Raw genomic sequence first — 14,265 nt, 5'->3', positions numbered from 1 at the left:
CATCACTGGCAAACGGGTGGTCCCATGACCGTGGCTAAACCCTGCTCAAACCGGTCCCATCACGGTGGCGGTCGACACGAGCGGCGAGTACCCTCACAGCCACCGATCGCGCTGGAGGCAAACACGGCGTTGATGTCAGCCCCGTGTGCCCCCGCCAGGAGGCAGCAGTGTCGTATGTCGTGGCGACCCCTGAATTGCTGGTGACTGCTGCCGGCGATTTGGCCGAGATCCGGTCAGCGGTCAATGCGGCGAACGCGGCAGCAGCCAATTCCACCACGTCGTTGCTGGCCGCAGCCGCCGACGAGGTCTCTACCCGCATCGCGGCGTTGTTCGGCGCGCACGGCCTGGAATGCCAGGCGGTCATCGCGCAAGCGGCGCAGTCACATGAGCGGTTCGTGCGCACCATGGCCGCAACCGCGAGCTCGTATGCGACCACCGAGATCGCCAACGCCGAGCGAACTCTGCGGAACGCGGTCAACGCGTCGGCCCAGGCACTGTTGGGCCGCCAGCCACTCAGCAGCGCAGGGAGCGCGATGGCTATGGGTGGCGCCGCCGGTCTTGCCCCGATTCCCAGCGCGGCGGCGGGCACCAGGATTACGGTCCCCGGCGCCGGACCGCTTTACTACCCGAACTTCATCACCCGCCTGCCCTATCTCGGACAAGTTCTCCTTCAGGGCGGCATCCCGGGGTCAAGCTCGGTATCAATCCTGCAGGGGTACGACTTACTCAACCATGCCATCGGGCAGAACTGGTTCCCCGGCACCACCGCTCAGCTTGTCAACTACCCGGCCAGCATCGGCATCCTCAGCGGTAGCCTGGCCGCTCCCGGCACCAACGACGCCGTCGCCATGGGACAGCGAGCGCTCAATGACCAGATCATGAATGCGTTTGCCAACGGTAACGGCTCACCGGTGCACATTGCCGGGCTGTCGGAGGGAACCATCGTCGTCAACCGCGAATTGGCCTACCTGGCAACCAACCCGAGCGCTCCGCCGCCTCATGCTCTGCAGTTCGCCATGTTCTCCAGCCCCGAGCTCGGCCTGGCGAACATCTATCTACCGAACGGGATGACGGTGCCGTTGATCGACTACACGGTGCAGGGCCTACCGAATACCCAGTACGACGTCAGCGTGGTGTACGGCCAGTACGACTTCTGGGGCAATCCGCCTGACCGACCCTGGAATCTGCCGGCAGCGGTGAATTCGCTGTTCGGGGCGGCCTACTTCCACAACACGGCATCCCTTGCCTCGCTGTCGGACGCGGTGCAGGTGTCCAGCGCCACCACCTCCTTGGGCGGCACCATCACCACGTACATGATCCCCTCATCGACTCTGCCAATGTTGTTGCCGCTGAAGGAGATCGGCGTTCCACAACCAATCGTCGACAACCTCAACTCGTTTCTGCAGCCGATTGTCAACGACGGCTATTCGTCTCTGACACCTAACGCCGGGCCGTACTTCTCACACGGGTCACTGGTCGGCTTGCCTACCGTCGCGGATGTGGTGGGCTCGGTGCAGCGCGGACTTGTCGGGCTCGCGCCCAACCTCTTCGGGTGACGCCGGGCCGCCGCTGCGCCCACCTATGCTGGATGAATGGCGTCGATCTTCACCAAGATCATCAACCGCGAACTACCTGGCCGTTTCGTCTACGAGGACGACGACGTCGTCGCGTTCCTGACGATCGAGCCGATGACCCAAGGCCACACGCTGGTGGTGCCCCGCGCCGAAATCGATCAGTGGCAGGACGTGCACAGCGCGGTGTTCGCCCGCGTCATGCAGGTCAGCCAGCTGATCGGCAAAGCAGTGTGCAAGGCGTTCCACACCGAACGCGCCGGCGTGATCATCGCCGGGCTCGAGGTTCCGCACCTGCACATCCACGTGTTCCCCACCCGCAGCCTGCGCGACTTCGGCTTTGCCAACGTCGACCGCAACCCGCCGCCGGAGTCGCTCGACGAAGCGCAGGCCAAGATCAAGGCAGCACTGGCTCAACTGACCTGAGCCGCAACCTCGCTGACACGCGGCAGGGTGACGCGAAAACAGCAACCCTCCCCCGGCGCGGTTGTCACGCTGACGGTACCGCCGTGAGCCCTGACCAGGGAGTCGACGATCGACAGTCCCAGGCCGGTACCGCCGCTGGCTCGTGCTCGCGACGAGTCGGTGCGGTAGAAGCGCTCGAACACTCGCGACGCGTCCTGCTGGCTCATGCCCGGCCCCTTGTCGGCCACCTCGAGCACCGCGTCGTCCCCCTCGGTACCGACTCGGACGGTGAGGTCGGCGGTTTCCGGGGTGTGCTGCAACGCATTCGCCACGAGGTTGCTCAGCACCTGGCGCAGCCGGGCCTCGTCGCCGAGTACTTCGGGGGTACCGGGGCCTTCGAGGAATTCGAGGGTGATCGTGCGCTCGCGGTCGATCGCCTGCGCGTCGTGCACCGCGTCGCTTGCCAGCGCCAGCAGATCCACCTGGTGCTGTTCCAGCGGCCGCTGGACATCCATGCGGGCCAACATCAGCAGGTCATCCACCAACAGGCCCATTCGGCTGGCTTCGCTCTCTATCCGCGACAGCAACATGGAAACGTCGCGGGCCGCCCCCTGGCGGTACAGCTCGGCGAAGCCGCGAATGGTGGTCAGCGGCGTGCGTAGTTCGTGGCTGGCGTCGGTGATGAAGCGGCGCATCCGATCCTCGGAACCGCGCGCATTCTCGGCAGAAGATTCGGAGTCCGCCACCGCCTGCTGGATTTGGGCCAGCATCCCGTTGAGCGCCAACGAAAGCCGGCCCACCTCGGTCCGGGGGTCGCGTTCGGGGACCCGGCGATCCAGCTGTCCGGCGGCAATCGCCGCGGCGGTCTGTTCCACTTCGGCCAGTGGCCGCAGGCTACGGTGCACCACCGCATAGCCGGCGATACCGACGACAACCAGCACGGCAGCGCCGATGCCGATCTGCAACCAGACCAGTGATCGAACCGTGTGCTGGACGTCGGACAGATCGATGGCCACGGTGGTCAGGCCGCCATGGGTTCCGTGCACCGAGACCGCGCGCCATTCGATGTCGGAGCCGTTCACCGACGGCAACGTCGTCGGATCGGGCCCAACGTCGTTGCTCGGCGGCAACGCCGGCTCGGCATTGCGGTCGTTGATGGCCGTGACGGTATGGCCGTCGGGACTGATGCCGCGCACGTAGAACTTCGACGGCGGCCGGGCGGGATCGGGGCCTTCCCCGTTGGGCACCGAATGCTTCCACGGGGACTGCGCCCAAGTGCGCGAGGCGTCCAACAGTGTCGAGTCGATCCGGCTGATCAGGCTGTGCCGCAGGATCGAGGTGACCGCCACGCCCGACGCCAGCAGACCGCACAGCACCAGAACCAGGGTGGCCGCGACCAGGCTTACCCGCAGCGGTATTCCGCGTCGACGGTGCGTGGCCATCCTCGCTACCTAGCCGGACAAGGGAGTGCGCTCATCGCGGTTCCCGCAACACATAGCCGACCCCGCGCAGGGTGTGCAGCAACCGCTTTTCCCCGGTGTCGATCTTGCGGCGCAGATACGACACGTAGGACTCCACGACGTTGACGTCGCCGCCGAAGTCGTAGCGCCAGACATGGTCGAGGATCTTCGGCTTGCTCAGCACGGTGCCGGCGTTGATCACGAAATAACGCAGCAAGGTGAATTCGGTGGGCGACAACGACACCGGCTGCCCGGCCTTCCACACCTCGTGGGTTTCCTCGTCGAGTTCGATATCGGCGAACGTCAGGCGGGAATTGCGCGGTTCAGCGCTGCCCTTGCCGGCACGGCGCAGGATGACCCGCAGCCGGGCGACAACCTCCTCCAGGCTGAACGGCTTGGTCACATAGTCGTCGCCGCCCAGGGTCAGGCCGGCGATCTTGTCCTGCAGGGAGTCTCGGGCGGTCAGGAACAACGCCGGGGCATCGATGCCGTCGGCTCGCAGTCGGCGCAGCACTCCGAAACCGTCCATGCCGGGCATCATCACGTCGAGGATCACCGCGTCCGGGCGGGCTTCCCTGGCCCGGTCCAACGCCTGGGCTCCGTTGCTGGCCGTATGGACCTCGAATCCCTGGAACTTCAGGCTCACCGAAAGCAGCTCGACGATGTTCGCCTCGTCGTCGACGACGAGGATGCGAGCTTCCGGTGTGGCGGCTTCGCCCGGGTTTACTGCGGTCATGAGAACCATTCCTGCGGCACGTAGTTGAGTACTAGCTTCACGTTCATTGAGTACTTCCTGAGAGCTCGTTGGCAGTCGACTGATAATAGTCTGCCAGGAATCGGCCGATCGGCTTGAACCCATGCGTAATTATCTGGCCGCGTCGCGAATAGACTCGCAGGATGAATCTCGGCAACGCCCTCGTGGCCATCGCGACCCTGCCGGCCCGTGCCGGTCTCGCCGCCGCCGAAACCAGCCTCAACCTGGCCGGCGCAGCAGTCGGGCTGGCCAAGCAGGCACTCGGGGAGACCGGTGGCGATGCCGGGTCCAACGCGATGGCCAGCGTGCTGGGGATCGAAGAGGCGATTGTGCGCGCCAACCGGTTGGCCAAGCTCCTGGACGAAGACGCACCGCTGGGACGCGCGATCGCACCCGACGGGCCGATGGACCGAATGCTGCGCCCGGGTGGGGTGGTCGACCTGCTGACCGCACCCGGCGGATTGCTGGACCGCCTCACCGCCGAGGGAGGTGCGATGCAGCGCGCGCTGCAACCGGGCGGGCTGGCCGACCAGATCCTGGCCGAAGACGGCCTGGTCGAACGGGTGCTTTCCGAGGACGGGCTGGCTGACCGGCTGCTCGCCGAGGGCGGCCTGATCGACAAGCTGACTTCGAAGAACGGACCGCTCGAACAGCTCGCCAACGTGGCCGACACCCTGGCCCGGCTGACGCCCGGGATGGAGGCGCTCGAGCCCGCTATCGCCACGCTGCAGGATGCCGTCATCGCGCTCACCATGGTGGTCAACCCGCTCAGCAACATCGCCGAACGCATCCCACTGCCGGGCCGCCGGCCACGCTCGTCGTCGCGGACGGTGCGCTCCCAACGCGTCATCGACAGCGAGCACTGACCCGTTAGGCTGGCACCGGTTAACCCGGCCTCCTTAGCTCAGTGGTAGAGCACTCGCCTTGTAAGCGAGCGGTCGTCAGTTCAATCCTGACAGGGGGCTCCGCAAAATTACGTGGCTGACCCGTGGTTCGTGCAAGTAGTGGAGGACGGCGCGGAGGTGGCCTGCGTCGAGTTCGATGACCCCGGCGACACCCGGACTACACGGGCGTGCCGACGATCGGCCCCGACCGCCTTGAGATCCAATTCATCGAGGTGGCCCTCGCGGCTCGCGGACGCAAGATCGGTACCCAGGTGGTGCAGATGCTCGCTGAGCGCCACCCGGACCGCAGGCTGTTCGCGTACAGCCAGGATGGCGACCGCTTCTGGGCCCGGCTGGGCTGGGAACGGTTCGACCACCCGGAAGGCGACTGGCGCTCCCTGTTCATCCAGCCGACCCGGGTAGTGCTGGCGTCCCAGTCGTGATCACGGTTGTGTCGCGTCACCGGGGATTCGGCGCACCCCGGCGCGGCTGGTGATGCACCATACCGCGAGCCGCACCTCGTTCTTCGAGTCCTGGAGGACATACCACCACCGCGGCTTCCTTTGGCATCAGCGCAGTATGTCAACCGGACATGAAAGACGACCCCTCGCGTCGCTTCGTCGCATCTGTACCTCGGACCGTCTACCGCAATCGAGGCGGACTGATGTGCTCCTCCGCAATGAATCGCCCCGGCATGTCCGGAGACTCCGGACATGCCGGGGCGATTCAAAGTGGCTTGTGCGCTTCGTTCAAGACTTTGACCCCCAATCGTCTGAAGACACCCGTCCCAACCGGGGCCAAGCTAGTCGACCACACTCACACGCGTCGGGGTAGCGTTTGGGGTGGCCGCGACAGACCATTGCGGTAGGAGGCCTTGGCCGGCATCAACGTTCTGTCGGAGGCAGCGTCAGTGATTGTGCGCTATAGCTCAAACATCGAGCAGGCGGCCGCATGGCTCGTCATCCTCTCAGCGCCCGCTCGATATCGCTGATCCGCCGGTAGAGGCGTCGGCCCTCGAGTGGCAGGAAGCCGTGGTGACGGTAGAACTCGACGGCGCGGTCATCGATGGCGTCGACGACCAGGGCCCGGGCGCCATACTGCCGGGCGCCGGCCACGGATCGGATGAGGGCGTCGAGGAGGAGATCGCCACCGAGACCGGTGCCCTGCTCCTGCCGGTCGAGCGCCAGGCGGGCGAGCAGGAGCACGGGGACCGGGTCGGGTTGGCCCCGGCCCACCCGCGATGGCGCCCAGGCCCGCTCGATGCTCCCCATGGCGAGCGCGTAGTACCCGACGACACGCCGGCCCCGACAGAGCACCCATGTGGCGGCGGTGCCGGCCGCTGCGGCGACGGGCGCGACGCGGTGCAGCCAGTCGTCGAGAACGTCAACGCCGCTGGAGAAGCCCGCCGTGTCGTGCCGGCCCGGGTCCAGCAGCTCGACGGGGCTGAGCGCGGGGCCGCTCAACGGGCGGGAATTCGGCTCTTCCGTTTGGCGAGGCGCACCAATTCCGGAGCCGCCTCGGCGGGCTCGTCGAGCGCGGCGACGAAACGGCGGAAGGCGGCCTCGGACAGCTCGATCCGGTTAGCCCGGGCCAAGAGATCATGGGCATGGTCGACCGCCGCGGACAACACGAACCCCGACAGGCTCTGACCGGTGAGCGTGGCGGCCTGGCGAAGGGCCTGCTCCTGTTCGGGAGACAGGCGGAAGTTGAGGCGACCAGTCATAGTCTCGGGCATGTACGTATTGTAGACGTACTTCGTCGAGGTGGGATCGGTGTTGTTGTGGTCGATCACGGGCTCACCGTAGCCGGGTCACGAGCGTGGCTGATCACGCAACTCCGAGCGGTGCCGAACGAGGCACGATCACCATGACTGGGCGGCCCGCCCCGCAGTCGCCGAACAGTACCCCGAAGACGCCGGGGTGGATTTTGCCGCCGTGGCGGCAGCTCCGTTGCCGATCAGGTCGCTACCTGTTGATGGCGATCGTGCGCAGTGCGGACCGAGCGATGGTGTTAGTAGGTAGCTCCCAGCCATGAAACAGGGCCGGATCACCACACGGCGTCGATCACATCCGTGGCCACCGCAATCGGGAACTGGACCACCGCGGTGCCGACCTCGTCGATCCCGGTCCGGACCGCGTTCACGATCGTCGCCGGATCGCCGGTGAACAGCGACCAGCCGATGTCGAAAGCGGCGATCTGCGGCGCGGTGATGAGGTTACGCACGTCGACGAAAAGCTCGGTCGGCAATGACGCCGGTGCGACGGGTATCCCGTCCCAACTGACCATCGTCCAGCCCCCCGTGGGATTGCCCTGCACCACGACAACGCCGGTGTTGGGCAGCGGGTGGGTGAGGATGAGCAGCGGATTCGGGTTGTCGACGCCCATCATCGTCCCGACACCGATGGTGAAGGCGCTCGAGTAGGAGACCACGGTGACCTTGCCGTCGGCTGCCGGCACCGGGTTCGCCATTGCGGTGTCGTACATCGTTTGCACCGCACCGTTGAAGGTGTGGCCGAAGACCACGCCGTTGAAGTCGATGGAGCCCGGGTTGAGCATCGGCACGATGGGGAATCCGAACGTCCACGCCATCGGGCCAACCAGATATAGCAGGCCCGCCGGGCTTATCTGCGGAAAGTCTTCGAAAATGCCGGCATTGATCTCGTTGAGCCCCGGCAAGACCTGCGGGGTCATGCCGAGGATGGTGGCCAACGGCGCGGCGGTCTGCTGCGTGCGGACCAATTGCGAGTCGAACAGCCCGGCGAAGGGACCCTGCGGCGCGAGCACGTTGGCGATGTTCACCGCCTGTTGCTGGCCCGTCGCGGTGAGGTTGGCTCCCGGTATCGCCGTGTCCATCAACCCCGCCACGTTGGCTGTCGTCTGCCCGTGCCGCACGAAGTCGATGACGATCGACTGCTGGTTTCCGGTGCTGGGGTGCAGCCAGTTCGCGATGTTGACGGGCTCGCCGATGAACAGCCCGCCGCGACCACTCGGCGCGCCGGGTCCGCCGAGGCCGCCGGTGCCGAACAACAAGGCCTGGCCGCCCGCACCGCCGACACCGCCGGCGCCGCCGATGCCGCCGTTGCCCATCAGCAGTCCGCCGGTGCCACCCATGCCGCCCGGCCCGCCGCCGAAGCCGTCGCCCCCGGGGCCGCCGTTGCCGATGAATCCGGCATTCCCGCCTCTACCGCCGGCCACAGCTCCGGGACCGCCGGTGGGCGTATAGCCGGGCCCGCCGTCGCCGAATAGCACCCCGCCGGTGCCGCCGGTGGGATTTGCCGCCGTGCCGGCAGTTCCGTTGCCGATCAGGTCACGCCCCAACAGCAGGCGGGTGGGCGCATTGACGGCCGGGTCGAGCACCTGGCCGAACGGGCTGGTGATCCAGGCTTGGCCGGCCGTGCGGATCGGACCGTAGACCCCCGTCTGGAATCCGTCGGAAACCGCCGAAACCAGAGCGCCCGCGACGGTCGCCTCGGCACTGGCATACGATGCCGCCGCCGCGCTCAAGGTGGCCACGAACTGCTCGTGAAACGTCGCTGCCTGCGCCGCCGCCGCCTGATACTCCTGGGCGTGGGCACCGAACAGCGCCGCAATGGCCGCCGACACCTCGTCGGCGGCCGCTGCCGCGACTTCGGTCGTCGGAATGACTGCCGCCAAATTGCCCGCGCTCACTGCTGAGCCGATCCGCGCCACATCCGCCGCGGCCGTCGCCACCATGTCCGGCCCTACCAGCACAAATGACATCGCCTACCCCTCGTGCTATCGCGTACTAGTCATCATGGAGCCCGACACCGGAAAACACGCGGGTATCGAAAAAATGGAACGGGCCGTGTGCTCGTAGACAGACCGCTAGAACTTCGTCGGCTCCGGCGCCAGCTCGCTGTAGCGGCGCGCCGTGTCCATCAGCGCGGCGGCGCCGGCGGTCAGGTGGCTGCGGCGGCTGACGGCTGCCACGTAAAGGTAGGCCTCCGGAACGATGCGCTGCACTCGCGCGCCGGCGCGCTGCGCCACCCGGGTCCACGACGACGGCATTACCGCCCGGCCTATCCCGTTGAGCACCATCGGCAGCATGGAGGTGCGGTGGGCAACCTCGGCGACGATGGTGGCCGGGATGCCTTCGGCCAGGACATCATCGACGAGCGCACGCATCAACGAGCCGCGCTGGGACACGATCAGTCGGCACCCGGACAAGTCTTCACGCCGCACGGTCGGGCCCGTCGGGCCGTCATCATCGAGACACGAAATCAGCACCAGCGCTTGACTTTCCAGCGCAACGACGTCGAGATCGGAAGCGCGCGTGGGTTCGGCTGATCCCAGCACCCCGATCTCGGTTGCGCCGCTGCGCACGCTGTCCAGAATCTCTTGCGGAGTAAAGCCGGCCTCGACGTTGACGGCGACTTCCGGATGGTCACCGGCAAAAGCGGCCAGAATCGTTGTCAGCGGTTCCATTCCCGGCGACGGCATGGTGATCAGATCGACCCGACCACCACGCAGGCCCTTCAGCTCCCGCATGACGGCTGTTGCCTCGTCGATATCGCGGAGTACCACCCGGGCCGGACCTACCAACGCCCTACCGGCGTCGGAGAGCACCACCCCGCGCCCGACCCGGTGAAACAGCGGCATGCCCAGTTCACGTTCGAAGCCGGCGATGGCCTGCGACAGCGACGGTTGGGCGATCATCAGCTGTTCGGCCGCCCTGCCAAAGCCGCCGTAGTCGACGACCGCCAGGAAGAACTTGAGCTGCCTGACATCCATGGTCATTCCTCTGATCAGCTTCGATAGGCGAAGCCTATACCACCGATCGCAACTTGGTCTTGGACGCACACCTGCCGGCGTACCGCTAATGGACTGTGTAGCAACCACAGAGTCAGCAACGGAGGCTTCCCATGACAGGGCAGACAGGACAGGTTTTCAAGATCGCCGCGATTCCCGGCGACGGCGTCGGCAAGGAAGTCGTCGCCGCGGGCCGACGGGTCCTGGACACCCTGGCGGCCCGGTCAGGCCGGTATACCTTCGAGTGGACCGAGTTCCCCTGGGGCTGCGAGCACTACGAGTGGACCGGGCAGATGATGGCCGCCGACGGGCTGGAAACCCTGCGGGCGTTCGACGCCATCTATTTCGGCGCGGTGGGCTGGCCCGACGTGCCCGACCACATCAGCCTGTGGGGACTGCGGCTGAACATCACCCAGAATTTCGACCAGTGGGCCAACGTCCGCCCAGTCAAGTTCCTGCCCGGCGTGGTTTCACCGCTGCGCAACGCCGACGACCACGACCTGGACTGGGTAGTCGTGCGGGAAAACAGCGAAGGCGAGTACGCGGGACTGGGTGGGCGCAACCTCAGCGGTCGTGGCCCCGGCAACGAGGTGGCCCTGCAAACCGCCTTGTTCACCGACAAGGGCTGCGAACGCATCATCCGGTTCGCGTTCGATCTGGCCCGCACCCGGCGAGTGAAGAAGGTCTCCAGCGTCACCAAATCCAACGCCCAGCAATACGGAATGGTGTTGTGGGACGAGGTCTTTGCGCGGGTCGCCAAGGACTATCCCGACGTGGCGCACGAGAGCGTGCTCGTGGACGCGATGAGCGCCAAGTTCGTTCTGCACCCCGAAGACCTGTCGGTTGTCGTGGCGTCCAACCTCAACGCCGACATCCTGTCGGATCTGGGCTCGGCGCTGGCCGGCAGCCTGGGCGTGGCCGCCAGCGCCAACCTCAACCCCGAACGGCGCTTCCCCAGCATGTTCGAACCCGTGCACGGTTCGGCACCCGACATCGCCGGGCGCGGGATCAGCAACCCCATCGGCGCGATCGCCAGTGCCGCGCTGATGCTCGACCACTTCGGCCTGCACCACGAGGCTCGCCGCGTCGAATCAGCGATCGAAATCGCTACTAGCCGTGGCGTATTGACCCGCGACATCGGCGGCACGGCCAGCACCGACGAGATGACCGACGCGGTGATCGCCGCGCTGGCACCGGTTCTCAGCGCGGCCTGACCCGCGCCGCCACGGACACGGGAAGTCACGTCATGACGGCACACGGGAAGACGCCGTGGTACCGACAGCTGTATTTCTGGGTGCTGGTCGCCATCGTGGCCGGCATCGTGCTGGGCTGGCTGGCACCGGCCGCCGGTGTGGCGATGGAACCGGTCGGCACCACGTTCGTCGCCGCGATGAAAATGCTGATCGGGCCCATCGTGTTCCTCACCATCGTCGGCGGCATCGCCAGCGTTGCGGACCTTCGTAAGGTCGGCTTGACCGGCGTGAAAGCGCTGGCCTACTTCCAGGCCGGGACGATCGTCGCGATGGTCACCGGGCTGGTGGCGATCAACGCGTTCCGGCTCGGCGACGGCGTCAACGCCGACCCGGGCAAGATTCCCGCCATCTACCCGGGGCCAAAACCGACCACCGCAGACAAGCACGGGTGGGAGCTGCTGACCCACCTCGTTCCCAGCAGCGTGGTGGGCCCGTTCGTCGACGGCGACGTCCTGCAAATCATCTTCCTCGCTGTGCTTTTCGGGGTGGCGCTCAACGCGGTCGGCCAGATCGGCGGCCCGGTGCTCGACGCGGTCAACCGACTGACCGCGGTCGTCTTCAAGGTGTTGTCCTACCTCATGAAGCTGGCGCCGCTCGGGGCATTCGGGGCAATGGCCGTTGCAACCGGCGGATACGGCGTCCACATGCTGACCAGCCTGGCCGGCCTGATCCTGCTGTTCTACGTCACATCGGCACTGTTCGTGCTGGTCGCGCTCGGTTCGGTGATGGCGTATTTGCGGCTCAACATCTTTCACCTGCTGGGCTACCTGCGTGCGGAGTTGTTGCTGGTCCTGGGCACCTCCAGCCCCGAGCCCGCATTGCCCGGATTGATGCGCAAGCTCGAACACGCCGGGGTCAGTGCGGCCACCGTGCGGCTGATCGTGCCGACCGGTTACGCGTTCAACCTCGACGGCGCGGCGATCTATCTCTCCCTGGCCACGGTCTACATCGCCCAGGCGACCAACACCCGTCTGAGCATCGGTGCGCAAATCGGTTTGCTCGCAGTCATGTTGCTGACGTCCAAGGGTGCGGCCGGCACGGCCGGGGGCGGGTTCATCGCGCTGACCGCGACACTGAGCACCGTCGGCCACATCCCGGCCTCCGGGATCATGCTGATCTTCGGGATCGACAAGTTCATGGCCGAGTGCCGAGCCCTGGTCAACTTCATCGGTAACGCGGTGGCCACCCTGTTCGTGGCCAGGTGGAACCGCGAGCTCGACGTTGAACAGGCTCGAAAGGTGCTCGCCGGCAGCCGTATTCGTCCGCTGAGCCGGGACGCTGAACCTGTCACACCACTGGTCGTCGCAAGCGGAATGCACCATGCGGGCACTCGTCGCACCTGACAAGTTCAAAGGCAGCCTGCGACGGTGCCGCCGCGCTTTTCGCTCGGCAGAAGGGGGCGAGTGCCAGCGACGTCGATCGCCTGGAGGCAGGCCTGATGGACCTCGTTTCCGGTGCCACTCTCGCTGACCACACCGCCAGCGACACCAGCCGCGACCCTCGACTCACCGCCGAAGTGCTCTACCGCATCGGCACACACATCGGAGCGCGCATCCAGCTGTCGACCGGCGCACAGCGGCGGACGGTATCGTAGGATCGACTGTGCCGCAGCCTTATTCGCCGCTCGCGTGGTCGTCGCGGCGGCGTCAACCGGGCGGCGTAGCGGCGAGCAGTTCCTGAAGCGCGGCGGTGAAGTCGTCGGCGAGGTCCGCCAGATCGGGCAGCAGCTTCGGGCAGGAAATGATGCCGAGATCGAGTTTGTCGTCGAGCGAGATGACGGTGATGTTGAGCCCGCAGCCGTGAAAGATCGGCCCAAGTGGATATATCGCCGTCAGCCGTGCGCCCAGGAAATACAGCGTGCCCTGAGGGCCGGGCACATTGGAGACGATCAGGTTATGCACCGGTGAATGAGCGAGCGGGATCTTGGCGTAAAGCCGCATCGCGGTACCGAACACTGCCCGGTCGGCGAACTGCGCCCAGTCCTGCAGCAGCGTGGCTCCGATCGCCGAGCTGTGGTCCTTGGCGCGCGAGTTCGCTTGCGCGATGGCCTGCAACCGCCGGCCCGGGTCGGCGATGTGGGTTTCCAACCGGGAGAACATGCCCGAGACCTGGTTATGACCGGGCCGCGGAGAGGTCTGCCGCACCGACACCGGCACCATCGCCACCAGTGGCTTGCTGGGCAGTTCGCCGCGGTCGAACAGCCAGCGCCGCAACGCCCCCGCGCACAGCGCCATGACCACGTCGTTGACCTTGACGCCGAAGCGATTCTTGACCTTCTTGATGTCGGATAGCTCAAGCTGCGTATACGCGATGTTGCGCTGGGCGGTAACGGCGGCATTGAACGCCGTCGGCGGCGCGGCGAACGGACGTGCCATGCTTCGGCCGCTACGTGCTCGGCGGGCCGTCTCGACGAGCGACGCACTCGTCAGCGACAACACGTTGACAAGGCGCCACGATCGGGCGGCAAAGCCCACCAGCCCGCTCGCGGCAATCTGCAGCCAGTTGGCACCACCGGGGCCGGGCACCGCATCTGGCGGTGGCGCGTCCGGTTCGGTGCTGCACAGCTGCGCCAGCAGGTCGGCGCCCATGACACCGTCCACCGCGGCGTGATGGACCTTGGTCAGCACCGCCACTCGGCCACCGGCGCATGCGGGCGTGCCGGCGAGACCCTCAATGACCCACATCTCCCACAGCGGGCGGTCGCGGTCCAACGGCACCTCGGCGATTTGCGCGCAGGTCTCGGCCACTTCCGCCCGCCCGCCCGGGGCCGGCACACCGACGCGCTGCAGATGGTGGTCGAGATCGAAGGCGCTGTCCTCCACCCATACCGGGTGATCCAGGTTCAGCCGGGAGTCGGCCAGCTTTTCGCGGAACTGGGGTATCGCCTTGATCCGCATCCCCAATGCGTCGCGCAGCCGGTCAAACGTGTAACCGCCCGGCATTGTCGAAGTGTCCAGTTCCAGCAGAGAACACACATGCAACGGCTGTGTGAAGGTTTCCAGGTACAGAAAACTGGCGTCAAGGCCGCTCAGTCGTTCCACAATGGTCTCCCTTGACTCGCCGGTCTCCCTTGACTCGCCGCGGGTATCAGCTATCTACCGACCGCGCCGCCGCTGTCGGCTACCGATTCCGGGCATACTCGACCCGCCGGGTGTACCCCTTCTGGCG

14 protein-coding genes and 1 tRNA gene are annotated in these 14,265 nt (G+C 66.4%); 8 read left to right on the top strand and 7 right to left on the bottom strand.

Going from position 1 to position 14,265, the window contains the following annotated elements; translation table 11 throughout:
* Positions 1-167: 167 nt before the first annotated feature.
* Both AWC07_RS21280 and AWC07_RS21275 read left to right on the top strand, forming a co-directional pair.
* Positions 168-1,556, top strand: a complete 1,389-nt coding sequence (locus AWC07_RS21280) for a PE-PPE domain-containing protein (RefSeq protein WP_051508118.1) — start codon at positions 168-170, stop codon at positions 1,554-1,556.
* Between the two features lie 36 nt (positions 1,557-1,592).
* Positions 1,593-1,997 (top strand): HIT family protein, encoded by a 405-nt coding sequence (locus tag AWC07_RS21275; RefSeq protein WP_036416188.1) that lies wholly within the window; start codon positions 1,593-1,595, stop codon positions 1,995-1,997.
* Here AWC07_RS21275 and AWC07_RS21270 read toward each other — a convergent pair.
* Together AWC07_RS21270 and phoP are read right to left on the bottom strand one after the other, a co-directional pair.
* Positions 1,985-3,418: a sensor histidine kinase gene (locus AWC07_RS21270; protein WP_036416187.1), complete on the bottom strand. Its 1,434-nt coding sequence runs from the start codon at positions 3,416-3,418 to the stop codon at positions 1,985-1,987. The two genes, AWC07_RS21275 and AWC07_RS21270, sit on opposite strands and share 13 nt — an antisense overlap.
* 31 nt (positions 3,419-3,449) lie before the next feature.
* A complete protein-coding gene (gene phoP / locus AWC07_RS21265) occupies positions 3,450-4,172 on the bottom strand; it encodes a two-component system response regulator PhoP (RefSeq protein ID WP_036416191.1) in 723 nt (240 codons plus the stop codon).
* Between the two features lie 161 nt (positions 4,173-4,333).
* Here phoP and AWC07_RS21260 point away from each other — a divergent pair, with 161 nt between their 5' ends.
* The 3 genes from AWC07_RS21260 to AWC07_RS21250 all read left to right on the top strand — a co-directional run bounded on the left by AWC07_RS21260 (position 4,334) and on the right by AWC07_RS21250 (position 5,517).
* Positions 4,334-5,056 (top strand): hypothetical protein, encoded by a 723-nt coding sequence (locus AWC07_RS21260; protein WP_036416185.1) that lies wholly within the window; start codon positions 4,334-4,336, stop codon positions 5,054-5,056.
* A gap of 27 nt (positions 5,057-5,083) precedes the next feature.
* Positions 5,084-5,155 (top strand) — tRNA-Thr (locus AWC07_RS21255).
* A 107-nt stretch (positions 5,156-5,262) separates the two neighbouring features.
* Positions 5,263-5,517: an N-acetyltransferase gene (locus tag AWC07_RS21250; protein WP_051508117.1), complete on the top strand. Its 255-nt coding sequence runs from the start codon at positions 5,263-5,265 to the stop codon at positions 5,515-5,517.
* Between the two features lie 516 nt (positions 5,518-6,033).
* On the opposite strand, the gene AWC07_RS21245 is transcribed toward AWC07_RS21250, so the two are convergent.
* From AWC07_RS21245 to AWC07_RS21230, 4 genes are all read right to left on the bottom strand, one after another.
* Positions 6,034-6,537 (bottom strand): GNAT family N-acetyltransferase, encoded by a 504-nt coding sequence (locus AWC07_RS21245; RefSeq protein ID WP_036416184.1) that lies wholly within the window; start codon positions 6,535-6,537, stop codon positions 6,034-6,036.
* On the bottom strand, positions 6,534-6,866 hold the full coding sequence (locus AWC07_RS21240; RefSeq protein WP_244187656.1) for a type II toxin-antitoxin system TacA family antitoxin: 333 nt from the start codon (positions 6,864-6,866) through the stop codon (positions 6,534-6,536). The genes AWC07_RS21245 and AWC07_RS21240 overlap by 4 nt, the downstream gene beginning before the upstream one ends.
* Before the next feature lie 254 nt (positions 6,867-7,120).
* Complete coding sequence (locus tag AWC07_RS21235; protein ID WP_051508116.1) at positions 7,121-8,815, bottom strand: PE domain-containing protein; 1,695 nt, start codon at positions 8,813-8,815, stop codon at positions 7,121-7,123.
* A gap of 105 nt (positions 8,816-8,920) precedes the next feature.
* On the bottom strand, positions 8,921-9,826 hold the full coding sequence (locus AWC07_RS21230; protein ID WP_036410277.1) for a LysR family transcriptional regulator: 906 nt from the start codon (positions 9,824-9,826) through the stop codon (positions 8,921-8,923).
* Between the two features lie 131 nt (positions 9,827-9,957).
* Here AWC07_RS21230 and AWC07_RS21225 point away from each other — a divergent pair, with 131 nt between their 5' ends.
* From AWC07_RS21225 to AWC07_RS27760, 3 genes are all read left to right on the top strand, one after another.
* Positions 9,958-11,058, top strand: a complete 1,101-nt coding sequence (locus AWC07_RS21225; protein ID WP_036410272.1) for a tartrate dehydrogenase — start codon at positions 9,958-9,960, stop codon at positions 11,056-11,058.
* Between the two features lie 32 nt (positions 11,059-11,090).
* Positions 11,091-12,440 carry a cation:dicarboxylate symporter family transporter gene (locus AWC07_RS21220; RefSeq protein WP_051507818.1) on the top strand — a complete coding sequence of 450 codons (1,350 nt, stop codon included), beginning with the start codon at positions 11,091-11,093 and terminating at the stop codon, positions 12,438-12,440.
* A gap of 95 nt (positions 12,441-12,535) precedes the next feature.
* The gene (locus AWC07_RS27760) at positions 12,536-12,691 is read left to right on the top strand and encodes a hypothetical protein (RefSeq protein ID WP_167380115.1); all 156 of its coding nucleotides are present in this window, start codon (positions 12,536-12,538) and stop codon (positions 12,689-12,691) included.
* A gap of 52 nt (positions 12,692-12,743) precedes the next feature.
* Here AWC07_RS27760 and AWC07_RS21215 read toward each other — a convergent pair whose 3' ends face one another.
* The gene (locus AWC07_RS21215; protein ID WP_036410270.1) at positions 12,744-14,138 is read right to left on the bottom strand and encodes a WS/DGAT/MGAT family O-acyltransferase; all 1,395 of its coding nucleotides are present in this window, start codon (positions 14,136-14,138) and stop codon (positions 12,744-12,746) included.
* Positions 14,139-14,265 lie beyond the last annotated feature (127 nt).

Source organism: Mycobacterium gastri (assembly GCF_002102175.1).
GTDB classification, from domain to species: Bacteria; Actinomycetota; Actinomycetes; order Mycobacteriales; family Mycobacteriaceae; genus Mycobacterium; species Mycobacterium gastri.
Note: the sequence above shows the minus strand (reverse complement) of the source record. Positions and strands in the feature narration are given on the sequence as shown.

Coding starts and splice junctions, on each gene's coding strand:
- AWC07_RS21275 (WP_036416188.1), top strand. CDS start 1,593: ATGGCGTCGATCTTCACCAAGATCATCAACCGCGAACTACCTGGCCGT.
- AWC07_RS21270 (WP_036416187.1), bottom strand. CDS start 3,418: ATGGCCACGCACCGTCGACGCGGAATACCGCTGCGGGTAAGCCTGGTC.
- phoP (WP_036416191.1), bottom strand. CDS start 4,172: ATGACCGCAGTAAACCCGGGCGAAGCCGCCACACCGGAAGCTCGCATC.
- AWC07_RS21260 (WP_036416185.1), top strand. CDS start 4,334: ATGAATCTCGGCAACGCCCTCGTGGCCATCGCGACCCTGCCGGCCCGT.
- AWC07_RS21235 (WP_051508116.1), bottom strand. CDS start 8,815: ATGTCATTTGTGCTGGTAGGGCCGGACATGGTGGCGACGGCCGCGGCG.
- AWC07_RS21230 (WP_036410277.1), bottom strand. CDS start 9,826: ATGGATGTCAGGCAGCTCAAGTTCTTCCTGGCGGTCGTCGACTACGGC.
- AWC07_RS21225 (WP_036410272.1), top strand. CDS start 9,958: ATGACAGGGCAGACAGGACAGGTTTTCAAGATCGCCGCGATTCCCGGC.
- AWC07_RS21220 (WP_051507818.1), top strand. CDS start 11,091: ATGACGGCACACGGGAAGACGCCGTGGTACCGACAGCTGTATTTCTGG.
- AWC07_RS27760 (WP_167380115.1), top strand. CDS start 12,536: ATGGACCTCGTTTCCGGTGCCACTCTCGCTGACCACACCGCCAGCGAC.